The sequence below is a fragment of the Pseudonocardia sp. NPDC046786 genome (genome assembly GCF_040645415.1).
Taxonomy (GTDB): Bacteria; Actinomycetota; Actinomycetes; order Mycobacteriales; family Pseudonocardiaceae; genus Pseudonocardia; species Pseudonocardia kongjuensis.
The window spans coordinates 40,651-57,749 of sequence record NZ_JBEYYF010000006.1 but is presented as its reverse complement, the minus strand read 5'-3'; the positions used below and the strand labels follow the sequence as shown (position 1 = coordinate 57,749).

Genomic DNA, 17,099 nt, shown 5'->3' with positions numbered 1-17,099 from the left:
CGCGACGTGAACGAGCCGCATCCCGAACCCGTGCACCGGCCCGGCCCGGACCCGCTGCGCTACGACCTCGTCGACGTCTTCACCGACCGGCCCTACGCCGGCAACCAGCTCGCCGTGGTGCACGGCGCCGAAGCGCTCTCCACGGCCCGGATGCAGGCGATCGCCGCGGAGTTCAACCTGTCCGAGACCGCCTTCCCGCTGCCCCCGACCGGCGACGCCGACGCGGGCGCCGACTACCGGGTGCGGATCTTCACGCCGCGCCGCGAGCTGCCCTTCGCCGGGCACCCGAGCGTCGGCACCGCCTGGGTGCTGGCCCGGGACGGCGTGATCGGGCACGGCGAGCGGATCCAGGAGTGCGGCGCCGGACTGCTCCCGGTCCGGGTGGACGGCAGCGGCGCCCGGGTCGAGGGCGGCCCGCCGTCGGTCGGCGACGAGCTGGACGCGGCCGCGCTCGCCGCCGCGGTCGGGCTCGGGCCCGACGACGTCGACGGCGCGGCCGCCCCGGGGTCGGCCGGCGCCGGCGTCGAGTACGCGATCCTGCTCGTGCACCCGGGTGCGGTCGCCAGGGCCCGCGCGGACGCCGCCGCGATCGCCGCGCTGCCCGGCGACGTGATCGGGGTGCTCGTCGCCGCGGTCGACGCGACCGCCGAGCGGGTGCACGCTCGGATGTTCGCGCCCGCCTCGGGGGTCCCGGAGGACCCGGCCACCGGGTCCGCGGCCGTCGCGCTCGGGGTGTTCCTGGCCGATCGCGGACTGGTGCCCGACGACGGCGAGCACGCGTTCGTCGTTTCCCAGGGCGCGGAGATGGGGCGGCCCTCGACGCTGCACGCGGGCGTGCGCACGGCGGGCGGACGGCCGGTCGGGACCTGGGTGGGCGGCACCGTCGCCGCAGTGGCGAGCGGATCCCTGACCCCACCTCCCGAACAGGACTGACTCGCGGGTAACCCCTCGTGACCACCTGCGGGTGAGAAACCAATCACCTGGGCGGGGCGTCCGGCGGGTCGTCGTGCCAGCATCACCCAGCAGCCCGACTGCCCGCCGCGCCGTCCCCGGTGCGCGGGCGAGGACGAACTCGACGAGGAGCCAGCCTGTGAGCACCACCCTCCGCGCCCGCCGGTCCTGCCTGGCCGTGCCCGGGTCGAGCCAGAAGTTCATCGACAAGGCGCGCACGCTGAACTCGGACCAGGTGTTCCTGGACCTGGAGGACGCCTGCGCCCCGCTGGCGAAGCCGGGAGCCCGCAAGACGATCGTGGAGGCGCTGAACGAGGGCGGCTGGGGCGAGAAGATCCGGGTGGTCCGGGTCAACGACTGGACCACCGAGTGGACCTACCGCGACGTCACCGAGGTCGTCGAGGGCGCAGGCGCCAATCTCGACGCGATCATGCTGCCGAAGGTGCAGACCCCGGAGCAGGTCGTCGCGCTGGACCTGCTGCTCACCCAGATCGAGAAGACGATCGGCTACGAGGTCGGGAAGATCGGCATCGAGGCCCAGATCGAGAACGCGCTCGGCCTGACCAACGTGAACGCGATCGCCACCGCATCGCCGCGGGTCGAGACGATCATCTTCGGCCCGGCCGACTTCATGGCCTCGATCAACATGAAGTCCCTGGTGGTGGGGGAGCAGCCGCCCGGCTACGACGTCGGCGACGCCTACCACCACATCCTCATGTCGATCCTGATGGCCGCCCGCGCGCACGACAAGCAGGCCATCGACGGCCCGTTCCTGCAGATCAAGGACGTCGAGGCGTTCCGCAGGGTGGCCGGCCGCTCGGCCGCGCTGGGCTTCGACGGCAAGTGGGTGCTGCACCCCGGCCAGATCGACGCGGCGAACGAGACCTTCTCGCCGGCGCAGAGCGACTACGACCACGCCGAGAACATCCTCGACGCCTACGAGTACTTCACCTCCGAGGCGGGCGGTAAGCGGGGCGCCGCGATGATCGGCGACGAGATGATCGACGAGGCCAGCCGCAAGATGGCCCTGGTCATCTCGGGCAAGGGCCGTGCCGCGGGGATGACCCGCACCGACAAGTGGACCCCGCCGGAGGCGTGAGCACGCCGCGGCAGCTGACCAGAGACGCTCAGGAGGAACACAGATGGCGCGGCTCGCGCAGACCGCCGGTCTGACCGACATCCAGACCGAGATCCTGTCCACCGTCCGCTCGTTCGTGGACAAGGAGATCATCCCGCACGCGACGGCGCTGGAGCACGCGGACGCGTACCCCACCGACATCGTCGAGGGGATGAAGGAGATGGGGCTGTTCGGCCTCATGATCCCCGAGGAGTACGGCGGCCTCGGCGAGTCGCTGCTGACCTACGCCCTGGTGGTCGAGGAGATCGCGCGCGGCTGGATGAGCGTCTCCGGTGTGATCAACACCCACTTCATCGTGGCCTACATGCTCCGCCAGCACGGCACCGACGAGCAGAAGCAGCGCTACCTGCCGGCGATGGCGACCGGTGAGACCCGCGGCTCGTTCTCGATGTCCGAGCCGGATCTCGGCTCGGACGTCGCGGCGATCAAGACGAAGGCGGTCGAGGCCGGCGACGGCAGCGGCGACTACGTCATCGACGGCGCCAAGATGTGGCTGACCAACGGCGGCACCTCGAACCTGACCGCGGTGCTGGTCCGGACCGACGAGGGTGCCGAGAAGGCGCACCAGAACCTGACCACGTTCCTGGTCGAGAAGCCCACCGGCTACGGCGAGGTCGCGCCCGGCCTGATCGTCCCCGGCAAGATCGACAAGATGGGCTACAAGGGCGTGGACACCACCGAGCTGGTGTTCAAGGGCCACCGGGTCCCCGGCGGGCAGATCCTCGGTGGGGAGCGGGGCAAGGGCTTCGCGCACATGATGGACGGCGTCGAGGTCGGCCGGGTGAACGTCGCGGCCCGCGCCTGCGGCATCGCGATCCGCGCCTTCGAGCTGGGCGTGGAGTACGCGCAGCAGCGCTCCACCTTCGGCAAGCCGATCGTGAACCACCAGGCGATCGCGTTCAAGATCGCCGAGATGGCGACCAAGGTCGAGGCCGCGCACCTGATGATGGTCAACGCCGCGCGCCTGAAGGACCGCGGCGAGCGCAACGACGTCGAGGCCGGGATGGCCAAGATGCTCGCCTCGGAGTACTGCAAGGAGGTCACCGAGGACTCGTTCCGGATCCACGGCGGCTACGGCTACTCCAAGGAGTACGAGATCGAGCGGCTCATGCGCGAGGCGCCGTTCCTGCTGATCGGTGAGGGCACCTCGGAGATCCAGAAGACGATCATCTCCCGCGGCCTGCTGCGCGACTACAAGCTGCGCTGAGGTCACGCCGCACGTCACGTGCGCGTCGTGCGCGCACGTGACGTGCGAGACGTCGCTAGTCTCCTCGGGCACACCGGACGGCCGTCGACCGTTGCCCGGTAGCAGAAGCGGAACACCACCTGCGAGGAGAATCGCCATGACCAACCCCTTCGGCGGCCAGGCACGCCCGGCACCGGGCCTGCCGCAGCTGCCCACCCCGCCGACCGGGTGGCCGGTGGGCTCCTACGCCACCTACGAGGAGGCGCAGCGGGCCGTCGACCACCTGGCCGACTCGGACTTCCCGGTCCGCGACGTGACGATCGTCGGCGTCGACCTGATGCTGGTCGAGCGGGTGATCGGCCGGCTCACCTGGGGCCGGGTGCTGGGCTCGGGCGCCGCGTCCGGTGCCTGGCTGGGTCTGTTCGTCGGTCTGCTGCTGTCGCTGTTCTCGCCGGACGGCAGCTTCTGGCCGATCGTCGTCGGCCTGGCGTCCGGTGCCGTGTTCGGCATGGTGTTCGCCGCCGTCGGCTACGGCGCCAGCCGCGGCCGCCGGGACTTCCAGTCGGCCAGCCAGATGGTCGCCGGCCGGTACGACGTGCTGTGCGAGCCGCGCAACGCCGAGCAGGCCCGCGAGATGCTCGCCCGGCTCGCGATGGGCAGCCCCGGCGGAGGTTTCTGAGCCGGTAGCGCGATCAGGCCGCCGTCACCCGCAGGGGTGGCGGCGGTCTCGTTCCTCACGATCTTCGCAAGGCCCTTTCATTTCGCACCGAACTGCTTATAGTGCGCCTCGGACATACCGGGAGGGACGCGCTATGACACAGGTGTCAGGCGGCGGTGCGGCGGGGCAGGAACTCCCGCCGGCCGCGGTGGACGAGGACGTGTTCCTCGCCGAGCGGCGCACATGGACGCCGCTCAAGATCGCGATCTGGACGACGATCGCGCTGCTCGGTGGCCTCGGGTGGGTGATGCTGGCCCTGGTCCGCGGCGAGACGGTGAACGCGATCTGGTTCGTGTTCGCGGCGGTCAGCACCTACCTGATCGCCTACCGCTTCTACTCGACCTACATCGAGCGGAAGCTGCTCAAGCCGGACGACCGGCGGGCCACCCCCGCCGAGTACGCCGAGAACGGCCAGGACTTCGTCCCGACCGACCGGCGGGTGCTCTACGGCCACCACTTCGCCGCGATCGCCGGTGCCGGCCCGCTGGTCGGCCCGGTCCTCGCCGCGCAGATGGGGTACCTGCCCGGCACGATCTGGATCATCGTCGGCGTCATCGTGGCCGGTGCGGTGCAGGACTACCTGGTCCTGTTCTTCTCGATGCGCCGCGGCGGGCGCTCGCTGGGCCAGATGGCCCGCGAGGAGCTCGGCCGGGTCGGCGGCACGGCCGCGCTGGTCGCCACCCTCTCGATCATGATCATCCTGATCGCGGTGCTCACGCTGGTCGTGGTCAACGCACTCGGCGAGAGCCCGTGGGGCGTCTTCTCGGTGGCGCTGACCATCCCGATCGCCCTGTTCATGGGCGTCTACCTGCGTTTCCTGCGGCCCGGGAAGGTCTCCGAGGTCTCCTGGATCGGCTTCGCGATGCTGATCGTCGCGATCGTCGCCGGCGGCTGGGTCGCCGAGACCGAGTGGGGCCAGGCGCTGTTCACCCTGGACCGGGTGACGATCGCCTGGGGCATCATCATCTACGGCTTCGTCGCCGCGGTGCTCCCGGTGTGGCTGCTGCTGGCGCCGCGCGACTACCTGTCGACCTTCATGAAGATCGGCACCATCGTGCTGCTCGCGGTGGCGATCATCGTCGTCCGGCCGGAGCTGGCGGCGCCCGCGTTCAGCGAGTTCGCCGGGCGGGACGACGGCCCGGTCGTCGCCGGGTCGCTGTTCCCGTTCCTGTTCGTCACGATCGCCTGCGGCGCCCTCTCCGGGTTCCACGCGTTGATCTCCTCGGGGACCACCCCGAAGCTCGTCGAGAAGGAGCGGCAGACCCGCTTCATCGGCTACGGCGGCATGCTCATGGAGTCGTTCGTGGCGATCATGGCGCTGGTCGCGGCGCTGTCGATCGACCGCGGGCTGTACTTCGCGATGAACGTCCCCGCCTCGCTCACCGAGGGCACCGTCGAGGGCGCGGCCGCGTTCGTGAACTCGCTGGGCCTGATGAACGTCAACGTCACGCCGGACCAGCTCGCGTCGACCGCGGCGCTGGTCGGCGAGGAGTCGATCGTCTCCCGCACCGGCGGCGCCCCGACCCTGGCGGTCGGGCTGGCGAACATCATGCAGCAGTTCATCGGCGGCCCGTCGATGATGAGCTTCTGGTACCACTTCGCGATCATGTTCGAGGCGCTGTTCATCCTCACCGCGGTGGACGCGGGCACCCGGGTGGCGCGCTTCATGCTGCAGGACGCGATCGGCACCGTCGTCCCGCGGTTCAAGGACACGTCGTGGCGGGTCGGCGCCTGGATCTGCACCGCGCTGATGGTCGGCGGCTGGGGCGCGATCCTGGTGATGGGCGTGACCGACCCGCTCGGCGGGATCAACACGCTGTTCCCGCTGTTCGGCATCGCCAACCAGCTGCTCGCCGCGATCGCGCTGGCCGTGTGTCTCGCGTTGGTGGCCCGGCGCGGGCAGGTGCGGTACCTGTGGATCATCGGGGTGCCGCTGGCGTTCGCCGCGGTCGTCACGATCACCGCGTCGATGTTCAAGATCTTCTCGCCGAAGCCGGCGATCGGCTACTGGGCGCAGCACTTCGCCTTCCGCGAGGCCATCGCGGCCGGCGAGACGAGCTTCGGCAACGCGGCCACCCCGGAGGCGATGGCCGCGGTCGTCCGCAACACCTTCATCCAGGGCTCGCTGTCCATCCTGTTCGTGACGCTGGCGATCATCGTGATCGTCACCGCGGTGCTCTCGGCCTGGCGGTCGATCGCCATCGGCGGCCGTCCCGAGCTGGAGGACCCGCCGGCGCCGTCGCAGATCTACGCACCGTCCGGGCTGATCGCCTCGCCGGCCGAGAAGGAGCTGGAGAAGCGCTGGACCGAGGCGGTCGGCGACCGCGTGCGGGCCGGGCACTGATGGCCGGCGCCGGGCGGGCGGAGGCGGTGCGGGACGGCCTGCGCGGCCTCGCCTGGTGGTGGCGGGGCGTGATCGGGGCGGACCGCTACGAGCGCTACCTCGACCACCACCGCCGCGCCGGGCACGACCACCCGCCGATGACCGAGCGGGAGTACTGGCGGGCCCGGACCGAGCACCAGGAGAACAACCCGCAGGGCCGGTGCTGCTGAGCGAGCGTGCGGAACGGACCCGGGCGCCGACCGGCCCGGGAACCGCTGCGCCGCACGGGTGGTGTGACGGCTCCCGAACGGGGGATCGGGCTCGGTCGGGTGGGCGGTGAGCCCACCCCGACCGGGCCCGTACCGGTATCGCCCGGGCGCGTCGGGTTCCGGGGAGGGTGCCCGCCGGGGCAGGATCACGCCCGTGAACGGCGAGGCGCGGCAGACCGACGAGATCCGCCCGTCCACGGTGCACCGCGCCTACGGGCGCGGCGCGGGCGGGTACGACGGGTTCGTCGGCTCCATCCCCAGCTACAAGGCGCACCTGCGGGTCTCGGCGTCCCGGATGGGCCTGGGTGACGGGCCCGGCCTGCGGCTGCTCGACATCGGCTGCGGCACCGGGGTGTCCACCGAGGCGTTGCTGACGACGGTGAAGGGCGCCGAGGTCGTCGCCGTCGACGCCTCCGCGGAGATGCTCGCGGTCGCCAGGAAGAAGAACTGGTCGCCCCGGGTCACCTTCGTGCACGCCAAGCTGGAGACCCTCGCCGAGGCCGGGATCGAGGGCCCGTTCGACGGCATCCTCGCCTCCTACCTGGTGTCGAACCTGCCCGACGCCGAGCACGGCCTGCGCCGGCTGCTCGCCCTGCTCGCGCCCGGCGCGCCGCTGGCGGTGCACGACTACGCGGTCGGCGGGACCCGCGGCCGGATGCGCTGGGCCGCCGCCGCCTGGACCTACCTGGTCCCGATGGCCGCGATGCGCTGGGGCGTCGCCGATCTCGCGCGCTACCGAGCGAAGCGGATCAGCGGCGCGGGCGGCCCGGAGCAGATGGTGCACCGGATGGAGCGGGCCGGGTTCTCCGACGTCCGGGTGCAGACCGTCGGCGGCCTGCAGCAGCACCTGGTGCACACCTTCCTCGGCAGGCGGCCGGACGAGCCGGACGTGGTGGGGGAGCGGATCGCCCGCTCGTCCGCGCTGGCCGCGGCCGGCTGGCGGCCCGCGCCCGGACCCCCCGCCGGCCCGGACGGCCCGGCGGACCCGGACGACCGGGCGGACCCGGACGACCGGGCGGACCCGGACGACCGGGCGGACCCGGACGACCGGGCGGACCCGACCGGCCCGGTCGAGGCCGAGCCGGTCGACGAGGGCGGCCCGGACGACCCGGGCTACGCCGACGAGCTCCCGCCGGAGGCCACCGGGGCCGCCGGCGGTCCCGGGTACTCCGACGACGTCACCGCGGGCGACGCGGACACCGCCGCCGGCCCGGGCGGTGCCCCCGGGGACGACGACGAGCCGCCCACCCCACCGGCCGGCGCCCCACGGGTCTGAGCCCGGCCGGCGGTGCCCGATCGCCGGCCCGCCGGCGGTGCCCGATCGCCGGCCCGCCGGCGGTGCCCGATCGCCGGCCCGCCGGCGGTGCCCGATCGCCGGCCCGCCGGCAGTGCCGATCGCCGGCCCGCCGGCAGAACCGGCTACAGCCAGCCGTTGCGGCGGAAGTTGCGGTACAGCAGCGTGCAGATCGTCGCGATGATCAGCAGCACCATCGGGTAGCCGAAGCTCCAGTGCAGCTCGGGCATGTAGTCGAAGTTCATCCCGTAGACGCCGGCGATCATCGTCGGCACCGAGATCAGGCCGGCGTAGGCGGTGATCTTCCGCATGTCGTTGTTCTGCCGCATGCTGATCTTCGCGAGGACGGCGTCGACCAGCGTGGTGAGCAGCTCGTTGAACCCGGCGACCTGCTCGGCGACACCGCCGAGGTGGTCGTCGACGTCGCGGAAGTAGGACCGCACGTCGTGCGGCACCAGCGCGCTGTAGCCCTCGGACAGCTTGCGCATCGGCCCGACCAGCGGCATCACGCAGCGCCGCAGGTCGAGGATCTCCCGCTTCATCACGTAGATCTGCTCCGGGTTCATCGTCGAACCCGGCGAGAACACCTCCGCCTCGACCGCGTCCAGGTCGTTCTCGATCTGCCGGACGACCTCGATGTAGGAGTCCACGACGTGATCGGCGATGGCGTGCAGCACCGCGGCCGGGCCCAGCCGCAGCTGCTCCGGATCGTCCTCCAGCCGCCGTCGCACCTCGCCCAGCCCGGTGTGCCTGCCGTGCCGGACCGTCACCACGAAGTCCCGGCCCAGGAACGCCATCACCTCGCCGGTCTCGACGATCTCGTTCGCCGTCGTCGGGTCCGCGTGCCCGACGTAGCGGACCGTCTTGAGCACCATGAACAGCGTCTCGTCGTAGCGCTCCAGCTTCGGCCGGTTGTGCGCATGCACCGCGTCCTCGACGGCCAGCTCGTGCAGCCCGTAGGTCTCGGCGACACCGGAGATCTGCTCGGCGTCCGGCTCGTGCAGCCCGATCCACACGAACCCGGCGCCGCGCTCGCGGACCTCGGCGATCGCCTCGTCGTGCGTCCAGCGGCCGGGGAGCCGCTCGCCGTCGACGTACACGCCGCAGTCGACGACATAGGCCGACAGCGGCACGCGCAGCCGGGCCGGGCGCTCCGCCTCGGCGCGGGCCGCGATCCGGTCGGCACGCCGGGTGCGGCCTGCGGCGGAGCGGATGGAGGGGCGGAGCTGGGAGAGCGAGGGCATCACGGGGACCTCCGGGCGGCGGGCCGGCTCGCCGGGCGAGCACGGCTCGTGGACGTGTGGCCGCCGCGGCGGCCGCCGGACACGGGTCACGCCTCCCGCCGGGATCAGCCGGGGTGCACCGTCCGGTTGACGGGCGGCGGGAGGCGGCACGTACTGCTCACCGGTGCCTGGGGTTCGGACGACTGTTCGGGCGACACCGCGCTCACCTCCCCGTTCCCACTCGGATCGTTGCTCCGTGCATCGCACATCGCGCGCGGAACGTGTCGGGAATGTGAGATGCCCGACCGTGCGCGTGTGAGTTGGACCGCCGCTGCCCGCGTGGGCCGCCCGATAGATTACCCCCGCAACGGATCAAGAACGTGATGGGAGCGTGAACGGTGCAGTTCGGGCGCTACTACGAGGAGTTCGAGGTCGGTGCGGTCTACAAGCACTGGCCCGGCAAGACGGTCACCGAGTACGACGACCACCTGTTCTGCCTCCTCACGATGAACCACCATCCGCTGCACATGGATGCGCACTACGCGGGGGAGACCACGGACTTCGGCAAGAACGTGGTCGTCGGCAACTACATCTACTCGCTGCTGCTGGGCATGTCGGTACCCGACGTCTCCGGCAAGGCGATCGCCAACCTCGAGGTCGAGTCGCTCAAGCACACGAAGCCGACCTTCCACGGCGACACCATCTACGGCGAGACCGAGGTCCTGGACAAGACCCCGTCGAAGTCGAAGGACGACCGCGGTGTCGTGTACGTCGAGACCCGCGGCTACAAGCAGGACGGCACCGTCGTCTGCACCTTCCGGCGCAAGGTGATGGTGCCGAAGCAGTCCTACGGCGACGCCCGCGGCGGCGAGCAGCCCGGCCGTCCCACGCCGCAGGGCTGAGCCCGGCCGGACGGGTCAGATCCGGGGCAGCGCGCCCCACTCGCGCAGGACCCCGGTGAGCCCGTCCACCACCGGCAGCGCGTCGTAGCCGGCGAGATCGACGAACCGGGCGTCGTCGGCGTCGTCCCCGGCCGTGGGCCGGACAGGTGAACCGGGGACGAGGTCGCACCGGTAGTCCGCGATCCGGTACGGCCCGCGGACGACGACGCCGGCGAGCTCGCCGGGCCGGACCGACAGGCCGGTCTCCTCGGCGAGCTCGCGGACGACGGCGGACCGCTCGTCCTCACCCGGCTCGACCCGCCCGCCGGGGACCGACCACAGTCCCCGACCGGGCTCGTTCGCCCTGCGCACCAGCAGCAGTCGGCCGTCGGGGTCATGGACGATTCCACCCACGCAGGCGATGTGTCGGCTACTGTCGGTCATCCGGAATGACGGTACGCTGCTCGGGTGCCGGTACCCGTGCCTTGGCGGGTTCGGGTACCAATGTCGAGGTTGTCCCAACGGGCCGGAACGGGTGACGGGTAACGTGCGCAAGATTCTCATCTTGGTCGCTGTGGCGCTGGGTATCTTCCTGGTCGTGACCGCGCCGCAGGCGGCGGCGAACTCGGTGACGAACGTGGGCAACATCCTCTACGACGCGGCGCAGTCGGTGTCGACGTTCGTCACGTCGCTGCTCTGAGTCGTGCTCGCGCCCCGGGAGATCGACGAGTACCTGCTCCCCACGGAGCGGCGGGTCATCCGTGTGCGCCAGCACTGGGCCGTCATGGCGAGGCACATGACGCAGACGACGCTGTTCATCGCCGTCGTGGTCGGCTTCGAGCTGCTGATGAACCGGGCCGGGAACAGCCCCGCGGTCGAGGTCGTCGTCGACAACCTGACGTTCTACCTGGTGCTGGTCGCGGTGCTGCGGTTCACGGCGCTGACGATCCTGTGGTGGATCGAACGGATCGTCATCACCGACAAGCGGGTGATGATCGCCCAGGGCATCATCGTGCACAACGTGGGCATGATGCCGCTGGGCAAAGTCACCGACCTGACGTTCCAGCGCACGCTGTCCGGTCGGATGCTCGGCTACGGCACGATGGTCGTCGAGTCGGCGGGCCAGATCCAGGCGCTCAACCGGATCGACTACATGCCCCGCCCCGAGGAGATCTACGAGGCGCTCTCCGAGCTGGTGTTCGGCGAGAAGGGCAAGACCCGCGCCACCGGGATGCTGGCGAAGCCGCGCTGGCGGCGCTGATCCCGGCCGCCGGTTAGGGTCGGGACGTGTCCCGGCCCGTGATCGACCTGCACGCCCACTCCACCGCGTCCGACGGCACGGACAGTCCCGCCGGGCTGGTCCGTGCGGCGGCCGCCGCCGGGGTGGACGTCGTCGCGATCACCGACCACGACACCACCATCGGGTGGGACGACGCCGTCGCGGCGCTCCCGCCGGGCCTGACCCTGGTCCGCGGCGCCGAGTTCTCCTGCCTGAGCCCGACCGGCCGCGACGGCGAGCCGCGCTGCTCGGTGCACCTGCTCGGCTACCTGTTCGACCCGCAGCACCCGGCGATCGTCGCCGAGCAGGAGCGGCTGCAGGCGGAGCGGGTGCAGCGGCTGCACACGATGATCGGCCGGATGGCGGCCGACGGGTACCCGGTCGACGTCGACGGCGTGTTCGCGCACCTGCCCGAGGGTGCCAGCGCCGGGCGGCCGCACCTGGCCCGCGCGCTGGTCGCGGCCGGCGTCGTCGGGTCGGTGAGCGAGGCGTTCGCCGAGCTGCTGCACAACGACAGCCCCTACTACGTCCCGCGGGCCGACACGCTCGTCGAGACCGCCGTCGAGATGATCTCCGTGGCCGGCGGGGTCGCGGTGTTCGCGCATCCGCTGGCCCGGGTCCGCGGGACCGTGATCGAACCGTCGGTGCTGGTCGACCTGGCGGGCCGCGGGCTGGCCGGGATCGAGGTGGACCATCCCAACCACGTGCCCGACGACCGCGGGCTGCTGCGCGCACTCGCCGCCGAGCACGGTCTGCTCGTCACCGGATCGAGCGACTACCACGGCACGAACAAGCCGACCCCGCTCGCCGAGGAGACCACCGATCCCGAGGTGTACGCCGCGATCGTGGACCGCGCGACCGGGGTGGAGCCCGTCGGCGGCTGATCAGCACGGCGCCGGTCGGGCGGGCTCCCGGCCGCTGTACCGTTGCCGGATGGCCTCTCCCGCCACCGGGTCCCCGGACGGCCAGCTCGGACTGGACCTGCTGGATCCCGACTTCGGGGCGACCGCACTGCACCGGGTGACCCCGGCCCGCCTGGACACCTGGGACGCCTGCCCGCGGCGCTACCGGATGCTGCACGTCGACCGGCCCGCCCCGGCCCGCGGCGGCGCGTTCGCGCACACCACGCTGGGCGCGGTCGTGCATCTCGCGCTGCGCTCCCTGGCGTCGCTGCCGGCGCACCGGCGCACCCCGGCGCAGGCCGCCGCGCTGGTCGGGAAGCACTGGAACGGGGAGGGCTTCCGGGACGATGCGCAGGCCGCGCGCTACCGGGACCGGGCCGCCGACTGGCTGGCCGCGGCCGCCGAGGGCCCGGCCGGCACCGCCGAGCCGGTCGCCGTCGAACGGTGGGTGAGCGCGCCGGTCGGGTCGCTGCTGGTGGAGGGCCGGATCGACCGGCTGGACGCCGGACCCGACGGCGGGCTGCGGGTGGTCGACTTCAAGACCGGCCGCCGGGTTCCCACCGACACCGACGCCCGCGACTCCCGCCAGCTCGCGCTCTACGCCGTCGCCGCGGGGGAGGTGTTCCACCGCCGGTGCCGGCAGGTGGAGCTGCACCACGTGCCGACCGGCACGGTCGCCGTCTGGGAGCACGACGACAGCTCGCTGGCCGGGCACGTGTCCGCCGCCGAGGCGACCGCGGGCCGGGCGGCCGACGCCGTCGCGGCGCTGGCGGCGGGCGCCGGGCCGGACGAGGCGTTCCCGCCGCGCACCGGTGAGCAGTGCGGCACCTGCCCGGTGCGCAGGCACTGCGCCGACGGCCGGGCCGCGGTGCCCGAGCCGCGCCCGTGGGACCTGCTCGTTTCGTGACGCGCGTGCCGGACCACCACGACCGGGCCGGGCATCCCGCGCCGGACGCCCGCCGCCCGCCCGCATCCGGGCCCGCGCCGGGGGGCCCGCCGGCCCGGGGCGCCGCCGGCCCGGGCCGGCCGCAGCCACCCGCACCGGGCGTCGAGCCACCGACCCGGCCGACCGGTCACCCGGCCCCGCCGCGCCGTCCCGCGCCGCCGCAGACCCGTGGCCGCGGCGCGCCCGGTGCCCGCGGGGGAGCCGGCTCCCGGCGCGGGATCGGCGGCGGGGCCGACCCGGGACCGGACGACCATCCCGCGTCCCGGCCGCCCGCCCGCCGCCGCGGCGGTGCCGGCCGGAACCAGGAATCCCGGCCGGTCGACCCGCCGGTCCGGATGTCCGGGCCCGGCCGCCTCCTGCGCGGCCTGGCCGGGGTGCTCGCCGGCGGGCTCGTCGTGCTGGCGGCCGGACTCGTCGTCGTGGAGTGGCTGGCCGGGCGCAACGGCGTGCCGGGCCCCGGCACCGGGGCGATCGCCGCCCACCTGGTCGCCGCGGTGGTCGCGGTGACCGGGCAGGTGGTCGCGGACCGGCGCGCCGACCGGACCGGCACGCTCGCCGCGCTCGGGGTGATCGGCACCGTCGCGCTGGTGCTGGGCCTGGGCTGGTTCCTCTAGGAGCGGGCCGCCGGCCCGAGCACCACGATCTCGGTCCCGCGCAGCTCCACCAGCAGCCCGCCCTGCGCGGCGACCTGCACCGGGCCGGTCCGGTCCCCGCGGTCGACCGGCACGGTGCGGCGGACCGCGCCGTCGGCCGGATCGACGTCGGCCAGCCCGCCCGGCACCGGCACCAGCAGCCGGTCGCCGTACCGGGTGCCCGGGCCGAGCGTGCCGGGAACCGACCAGCGCGGCTGCAGGGTGCCCGCGTCCAGCGCGACGGTGGCGCCACCGGTCCACCAGTAGCGGGTGGGATCGTCCGGCCCGCCGGTGCGGGTCCGCGCGACGCCGTCGGCGGGCACCGAGATGGTCGCGCCCGCGGCGACCGGGAACTCGCCGATCCGCCGGCCACCGCGGTCGAACAGGGCGAGCCGCGGCACGCCGGGCAGCAGCACGGCGGCCCGCTCCGGGGACAGCGCGATCAGCTGCGCCCCGTCGGTGCCGATCTCGGCGGAGGAGTCGAACGCGGGGCGGTCGCCGTCGGTACTGCTCGGGCGGAGCACGGACAGCCGCTCGGTCGTCTCCCCGGGGCAGCGTTCCAGCACCCCGGCCCGGTCCTGGGCGGCGGCGAACGACCGGAAGGTGCAGCCGCTGCGCGGTTGCGTGCCGGGCTCGGCGGGCGCCCGGACGGTGCCGTACTCCGCGGTCCGTACCAGGTCCGAGCGGAACGTCTCCAGATAGTCCTCGCCGGTCGCGAGCACCGGGTCCTGGCCGATCAGCCGGGTCCCCGGGCGGGCGTCCAGGGTCCGGTTCGGGCCGCGCCCGCCGGTGCCGGGATTGAGCGTGGTCAGCTCCGAGCAGTACTCGTCGTTGCGGTAGAGGGCCATCACCCGGCCGTCGGCGAACCCGGTCGTGCACAGGGCGAGATCGCGGGAGTACGACCAGCGCTCCGCACCGGTGACGGCGTCCCGCCCGGAGAGCCGGGTCCCCTCGGCGACGACGACGCCGTCCCCGGCGACCAGCGGGACCGGGGTGGCCGGGCTGGCCGCCCGCCACAGCTCGTCGAAGGACGCGGGGACCGGGCCGGCGGGCGGCGGCGGGGTGGCGGCGGTCGTCGCCGGGACCGACTCGGTGTTGGCCGCGGGGCTCTGCACGCCGTAGAGCAGTGCCACGCCGCCGAGCAGCAGCACGAGCACCGCGGCGACCATGCGGTCACCGCGGTGTCGTCGTTCGGCGGGCACCTGCGGCCACGGCGCGCGGCGCAGGTGCCGCGGGCGCAGCACGCGGTACGGGCCCGTCAGCTGGCGGCGGCGTCGGCCCCGTCGGCGGACTCGCCACCGGACCGCCGCCGGGACCCGCCGCGGCGCCGCCTGCGGCGCGGCTTCGTGCCCTCGCCGTCGGCGGAGCCGGACGCCTCGGGGCCGGTGGCGGGTGCGGCGGAGCCGGACGACTCCTGGGGGGCCTCGCCGGCCGTGGAGCCGGCGTCGACGGTCACCCCGCCCCGGGTCCGGGTGCGGGCGCGCCGCTTGCGGGCGGGACGACGGCCGTCGTCGTCACCCGGCTGGGCGGACGGCCCGGAGTCCCGGCCGGTGCGGCCGCCGCCGCGCTGCTTGCGCGATCCCTGGTGGTCGCCCTCGGAGTCGATGTACTCGGCGCCGAGCCCGGCCCGGGTGCGCGCGGACAGCGGCAGCCGCCCGGTCGCGCTGGTCGGGATGTCCAGGTCGGTGAACAGGTGGTCCGACGTCGAGTACGTCTCCACCGGCTCGTCGATGCCCAGCGACAGGTCGTCGGAGATCATCTTCCAGCGCGGCATCTCGTCCCAGTCGACGAGCGTGACGGCGACGCCCTCGCGCCCGGCGCGCCCGGTCCGGCCGATCCGGTGCACGTAGGTCTTGGAGTCCTCGGGACACTGGTAGTTGATCACGTGGGTGACCCCGGTGACGTCGATGCCGCGGGCCGCGACGTCCGTCGCGACCAGCACGTCGACCTTCTCCGAGCGGAACGCGCGTAGCGCCTGCTCGCGGGCACCCTGACCCAGGTCGCCGTGCACCGCGGCCGCGGCGAACCCGCGCTCGGCCAGGTCGTCGGCGACCCGCTGGGCGGTCCGCTTGGTCCGGGTGAAGATCATGGTCAAGCCGCGCTCACGGGCCTGCAGGACCCGGGTGACCAGCTCGACCTTGTCCATCGCGTGCGCCCGGTAGACGAGCTGCTTGGTGCGCTCGTGGATGGAGCCCTGGTCGGCCTCCTCGGCGCGGATGTGCGTCGGGCGGGTGAGGAACGCCCGGGACAGCTGCACGATCGGGCCCGGCATGGTCGCCGAGAACAGCATCGTGTGCCGCTCCTCGGGGAGCATCCGCAGGATGCGCTCGACGTCGGGCAGGAAGCCCAGGTCGAGCATCTCGTCGGCCTCGTCGAGGACGAGCGCCTTGACCCGCCCGAGGACCAGGTGCCGCTGCTCGGCGAGGTCCAGCAGTCGGCCGGGTGTGCCGACGATGACGTCGACGCCCTTGCGCAGGGCCTCCAGCTGCGGCTCGTAGGCGCGGCCGCCGTAGATGGCCACGACACGCACGCCCAGGTTCTTGCCCGCCGCGGCGATGTCCCGCGCGACCTGCACGCAGAGCTCGCGGGTCGGGACGACGACGAGCGCCTGCGGGACGTCCTTCGTGCGGTCCGCGGCCTCGCCCTCGGCGGTGGCGGCGGCCCGCTCGCCGGGCGGGGTGATCCGCTGCAGCAGCGGCACGCCGAAGCCCAGCGTCTTGCCGGTGCCGGTACGGGCCTGGCCGATCACGTCCTCACCGGCCAGCGCCAGCGGGAGCGTCAGCTCCTGGATCGCGAAGGTGCGGACGATGTCGTTCTCCGCGAGCGCGGAGACGATCTCCTCGCGGACGCCGAGCTCGGCGAAGGTCGGGGGCAGCTTCTCGCCGCCGGGATTGGTGACGCCGAGCGGGGCCTCGGCGGGGGTGATGCCGGTGGACAGGAAGCCCGGGTCGGCCTCGGTGCCGGTGGTCTCCGTGGCGGGACCGGCGCCGGCTTCTGCGCTGTCTTCGGGAACGGACAGGATGATCGCCTCTCTCCGCGCACAGGAGCCGTGGCGTGGCTCGTCGACCGCCGCTCGCCCGCGTCGGGGTCGGGGCAGGAGAGCCGCCGAGGCGCTGCGCGCACCATGTCGGGTGCGGGTCCGGTGAGATGTGGCCGGCCGAAGTACGGCCCGCCCGCCCCGTTTCCCGGTCCCGCGCGTGTGCACGTCGTCCGCATGTCGGCAACGCGCTGTCCGCATGATACCCCTCGACGTCCCATTGCACGACGAGGACGCCGCGCGCCGGACGAGTGAGATACCTCGCGCACCCCGCAGGTGATCATCCGGGGTGCCGCCCACCATCCGGTTAGGGTGGCCGC

The 17,099-nt window shown here is 73.4% G+C and carries 17 protein-coding genes; 13 read left to right on the top strand and 4 right to left on the bottom strand.

Annotation, left to right across the window (positions count from 1 at the left end; all coding sequences use genetic code 11):
- The first annotated feature begins 6 nt into the window (after positions 1–6).
- The 7 genes from ABZ881_RS09285 to ABZ881_RS09255 all read left to right on the top strand — a co-directional run bounded on the left by ABZ881_RS09285 (position 7) and on the right by ABZ881_RS09255 (position 7,861).
- The gene (locus ABZ881_RS09285; protein ID WP_358483193.1) at positions 7–933 is read left to right on the top strand and encodes a PhzF family phenazine biosynthesis protein; all 927 of its coding nucleotides are present in this window, start codon (positions 7–9) and stop codon (positions 931–933) included.
- A 157-nt stretch (positions 934–1,090) separates the two neighbouring features.
- Positions 1,091–2,050, top strand: coding sequence for a CoA ester lyase (locus tag ABZ881_RS09280; protein WP_358483191.1), 960 nt, complete (start codon positions 1,091–1,093; stop codon positions 2,048–2,050).
- Between the two features lie 43 nt (positions 2,051–2,093).
- Entirely contained in the window at positions 2,094–3,296 is a 1,203-nt protein-coding gene (locus ABZ881_RS09275) for an acyl-CoA dehydrogenase family protein (protein WP_358483189.1), read from the top strand.
- 136 nt (positions 3,297–3,432) lie between these two features.
- Entirely contained in the window at positions 3,433–3,954 is a 522-nt protein-coding gene (locus tag ABZ881_RS09270; protein ID WP_344023750.1) for a general stress protein, read from the top strand.
- Between the two features lie 133 nt (positions 3,955–4,087).
- Positions 4,088–6,337 carry a carbon starvation CstA family protein gene (locus ABZ881_RS09265; RefSeq protein WP_358483187.1) on the top strand — a complete coding sequence of 750 codons (2,250 nt, stop codon included), beginning with the start codon at positions 4,088–4,090 and terminating at the stop codon, positions 6,335–6,337.
- Positions 6,337–6,546: a YbdD/YjiX family protein gene (locus ABZ881_RS09260; RefSeq protein WP_344023754.1), complete on the top strand. Its 210-nt coding sequence runs from the start codon at positions 6,337–6,339 to the stop codon at positions 6,544–6,546. The genes ABZ881_RS09265 and ABZ881_RS09260 overlap by 1 nt, the downstream gene beginning before the upstream one ends.
- Before the next feature lie 193 nt (positions 6,547–6,739).
- Positions 6,740–7,861 (top strand): methyltransferase domain-containing protein, encoded by a 1,122-nt coding sequence (locus ABZ881_RS09255; protein WP_358483185.1) that lies wholly within the window; start codon positions 6,740–6,742, stop codon positions 7,859–7,861.
- A gap of 143 nt (positions 7,862–8,004) precedes the next feature.
- On the opposite strand, the gene corA is transcribed toward ABZ881_RS09255, so the two are convergent.
- Positions 8,005–9,123, bottom strand: coding sequence for a magnesium/cobalt transporter CorA (gene corA, locus ABZ881_RS09250; protein ID WP_344023758.1), 1,119 nt, complete (start codon positions 9,121–9,123; stop codon positions 8,005–8,007).
- A 377-nt stretch (positions 9,124–9,500) separates the two neighbouring features.
- On the opposite strand from corA, the gene ABZ881_RS09245 reads away from it, so the two are divergent.
- Positions 9,501–10,004 carry a MaoC family dehydratase gene (locus tag ABZ881_RS09245; RefSeq protein ID WP_344023760.1) on the top strand — a complete coding sequence of 168 codons (504 nt, stop codon included), beginning with the start codon at positions 9,501–9,503 and terminating at the stop codon, positions 10,002–10,004.
- 15 nt (positions 10,005–10,019) lie between these two features.
- Here ABZ881_RS09245 and ABZ881_RS09240 read toward each other — a convergent pair whose 3' ends face one another.
- On the bottom strand, positions 10,020–10,427 hold the full coding sequence (locus ABZ881_RS09240; RefSeq protein WP_358483182.1) for an NUDIX domain-containing protein: 408 nt from the start codon (positions 10,425–10,427) through the stop codon (positions 10,020–10,022).
- Positions 10,428–10,530: 103 nt separating this feature from the next.
- On the opposite strand from ABZ881_RS09240, the gene ABZ881_RS09235 reads away from it, so the two are divergent.
- The 5 genes from ABZ881_RS09235 to ABZ881_RS09215 all read left to right on the top strand — a co-directional run bounded on the left by ABZ881_RS09235 (position 10,531) and on the right by ABZ881_RS09215 (position 13,724).
- Positions 10,531–10,683: a hypothetical protein gene (locus ABZ881_RS09235; RefSeq protein WP_358483181.1), complete on the top strand. Its 153-nt coding sequence runs from the start codon at positions 10,531–10,533 to the stop codon at positions 10,681–10,683.
- Positions 10,684–10,779: 96 nt separating this feature from the next.
- Positions 10,780–11,244, top strand: coding sequence for a PH domain-containing protein (locus ABZ881_RS09230; RefSeq protein WP_358483179.1), 465 nt, complete (start codon positions 10,780–10,782; stop codon positions 11,242–11,244).
- 26 nt (positions 11,245–11,270) lie between these two features.
- A complete protein-coding gene (locus tag ABZ881_RS09225) occupies positions 11,271–12,146 on the top strand; it encodes a PHP domain-containing protein (protein WP_358483178.1) in 876 nt (291 codons plus the stop codon).
- A gap of 49 nt (positions 12,147–12,195) precedes the next feature.
- The gene (locus ABZ881_RS09220) at positions 12,196–13,071 is read left to right on the top strand and encodes a PD-(D/E)XK nuclease family protein (protein WP_358483176.1); all 876 of its coding nucleotides are present in this window, start codon (positions 12,196–12,198) and stop codon (positions 13,069–13,071) included.
- Positions 13,068–13,724, top strand: a complete 657-nt coding sequence (locus ABZ881_RS09215; protein WP_358483175.1) for a hypothetical protein — start codon at positions 13,068–13,070, stop codon at positions 13,722–13,724. The genes ABZ881_RS09220 and ABZ881_RS09215 overlap by 4 nt, the downstream gene beginning before the upstream one ends.
- Here ABZ881_RS09215 and ABZ881_RS09210 read toward each other — a convergent pair.
- Together ABZ881_RS09210 and ABZ881_RS09205 are read right to left on the bottom strand one after the other, a co-directional pair.
- A complete protein-coding gene (locus ABZ881_RS09210) occupies positions 13,721–14,911 on the bottom strand; it encodes a hypothetical protein (protein WP_358483174.1) in 1,191 nt (396 codons plus the stop codon). The two genes, ABZ881_RS09215 and ABZ881_RS09210, sit on opposite strands and share 4 nt — an antisense overlap.
- Before the next feature lie 89 nt (positions 14,912–15,000).
- Entirely contained in the window at positions 15,001–16,668 is a 1,668-nt protein-coding gene (locus ABZ881_RS09205; protein WP_358483565.1) for a DEAD/DEAH box helicase, read from the bottom strand.
- Between the last annotated feature and the right edge of the window lie 431 nt (positions 16,669–17,099).

What these genes read in the sequence shown, in the direction of transcription:
- ABZ881_RS09275 (WP_358483189.1), top strand. Translation starts at nt 2,094, where the DNA reads ATGGCGCGGCTCGCGCAGACCGCCGGTCTGACCGACATCCAGACCGAG.
- ABZ881_RS09270 (WP_344023750.1), top strand. Translation starts at nt 3,433, where the DNA reads ATGACCAACCCCTTCGGCGGCCAGGCACGCCCGGCACCGGGCCTGCCG.
- ABZ881_RS09265 (WP_358483187.1), top strand. Translation starts at nt 4,088, where the DNA reads ATGACACAGGTGTCAGGCGGCGGTGCGGCGGGGCAGGAACTCCCGCCG.
- ABZ881_RS09260 (WP_344023754.1), top strand. Translation starts at nt 6,337, where the DNA reads ATGGCCGGCGCCGGGCGGGCGGAGGCGGTGCGGGACGGCCTGCGCGGC.
- corA (WP_344023758.1), bottom strand. Translation starts at nt 9,123, where the DNA reads ATGCCCTCGCTCTCCCAGCTCCGCCCCTCCATCCGCTCCGCCGCAGGC.
- ABZ881_RS09240 (WP_358483182.1), bottom strand. Translation starts at nt 10,427, where the DNA reads ATGACCGACAGTAGCCGACACATCGCCTGCGTGGGTGGAATCGTCCAT.
- ABZ881_RS09230 (WP_358483179.1), top strand. Translation starts at nt 10,780, where the DNA reads ATGACGCAGACGACGCTGTTCATCGCCGTCGTGGTCGGCTTCGAGCTG.
- ABZ881_RS09220 (WP_358483176.1), top strand. Translation starts at nt 12,196, where the DNA reads ATGGCCTCTCCCGCCACCGGGTCCCCGGACGGCCAGCTCGGACTGGAC.
- ABZ881_RS09210 (WP_358483174.1), bottom strand. Translation starts at nt 14,911, where the DNA reads ATGGTCGCCGCGGTGCTCGTGCTGCTGCTCGGCGGCGTGGCACTGCTC.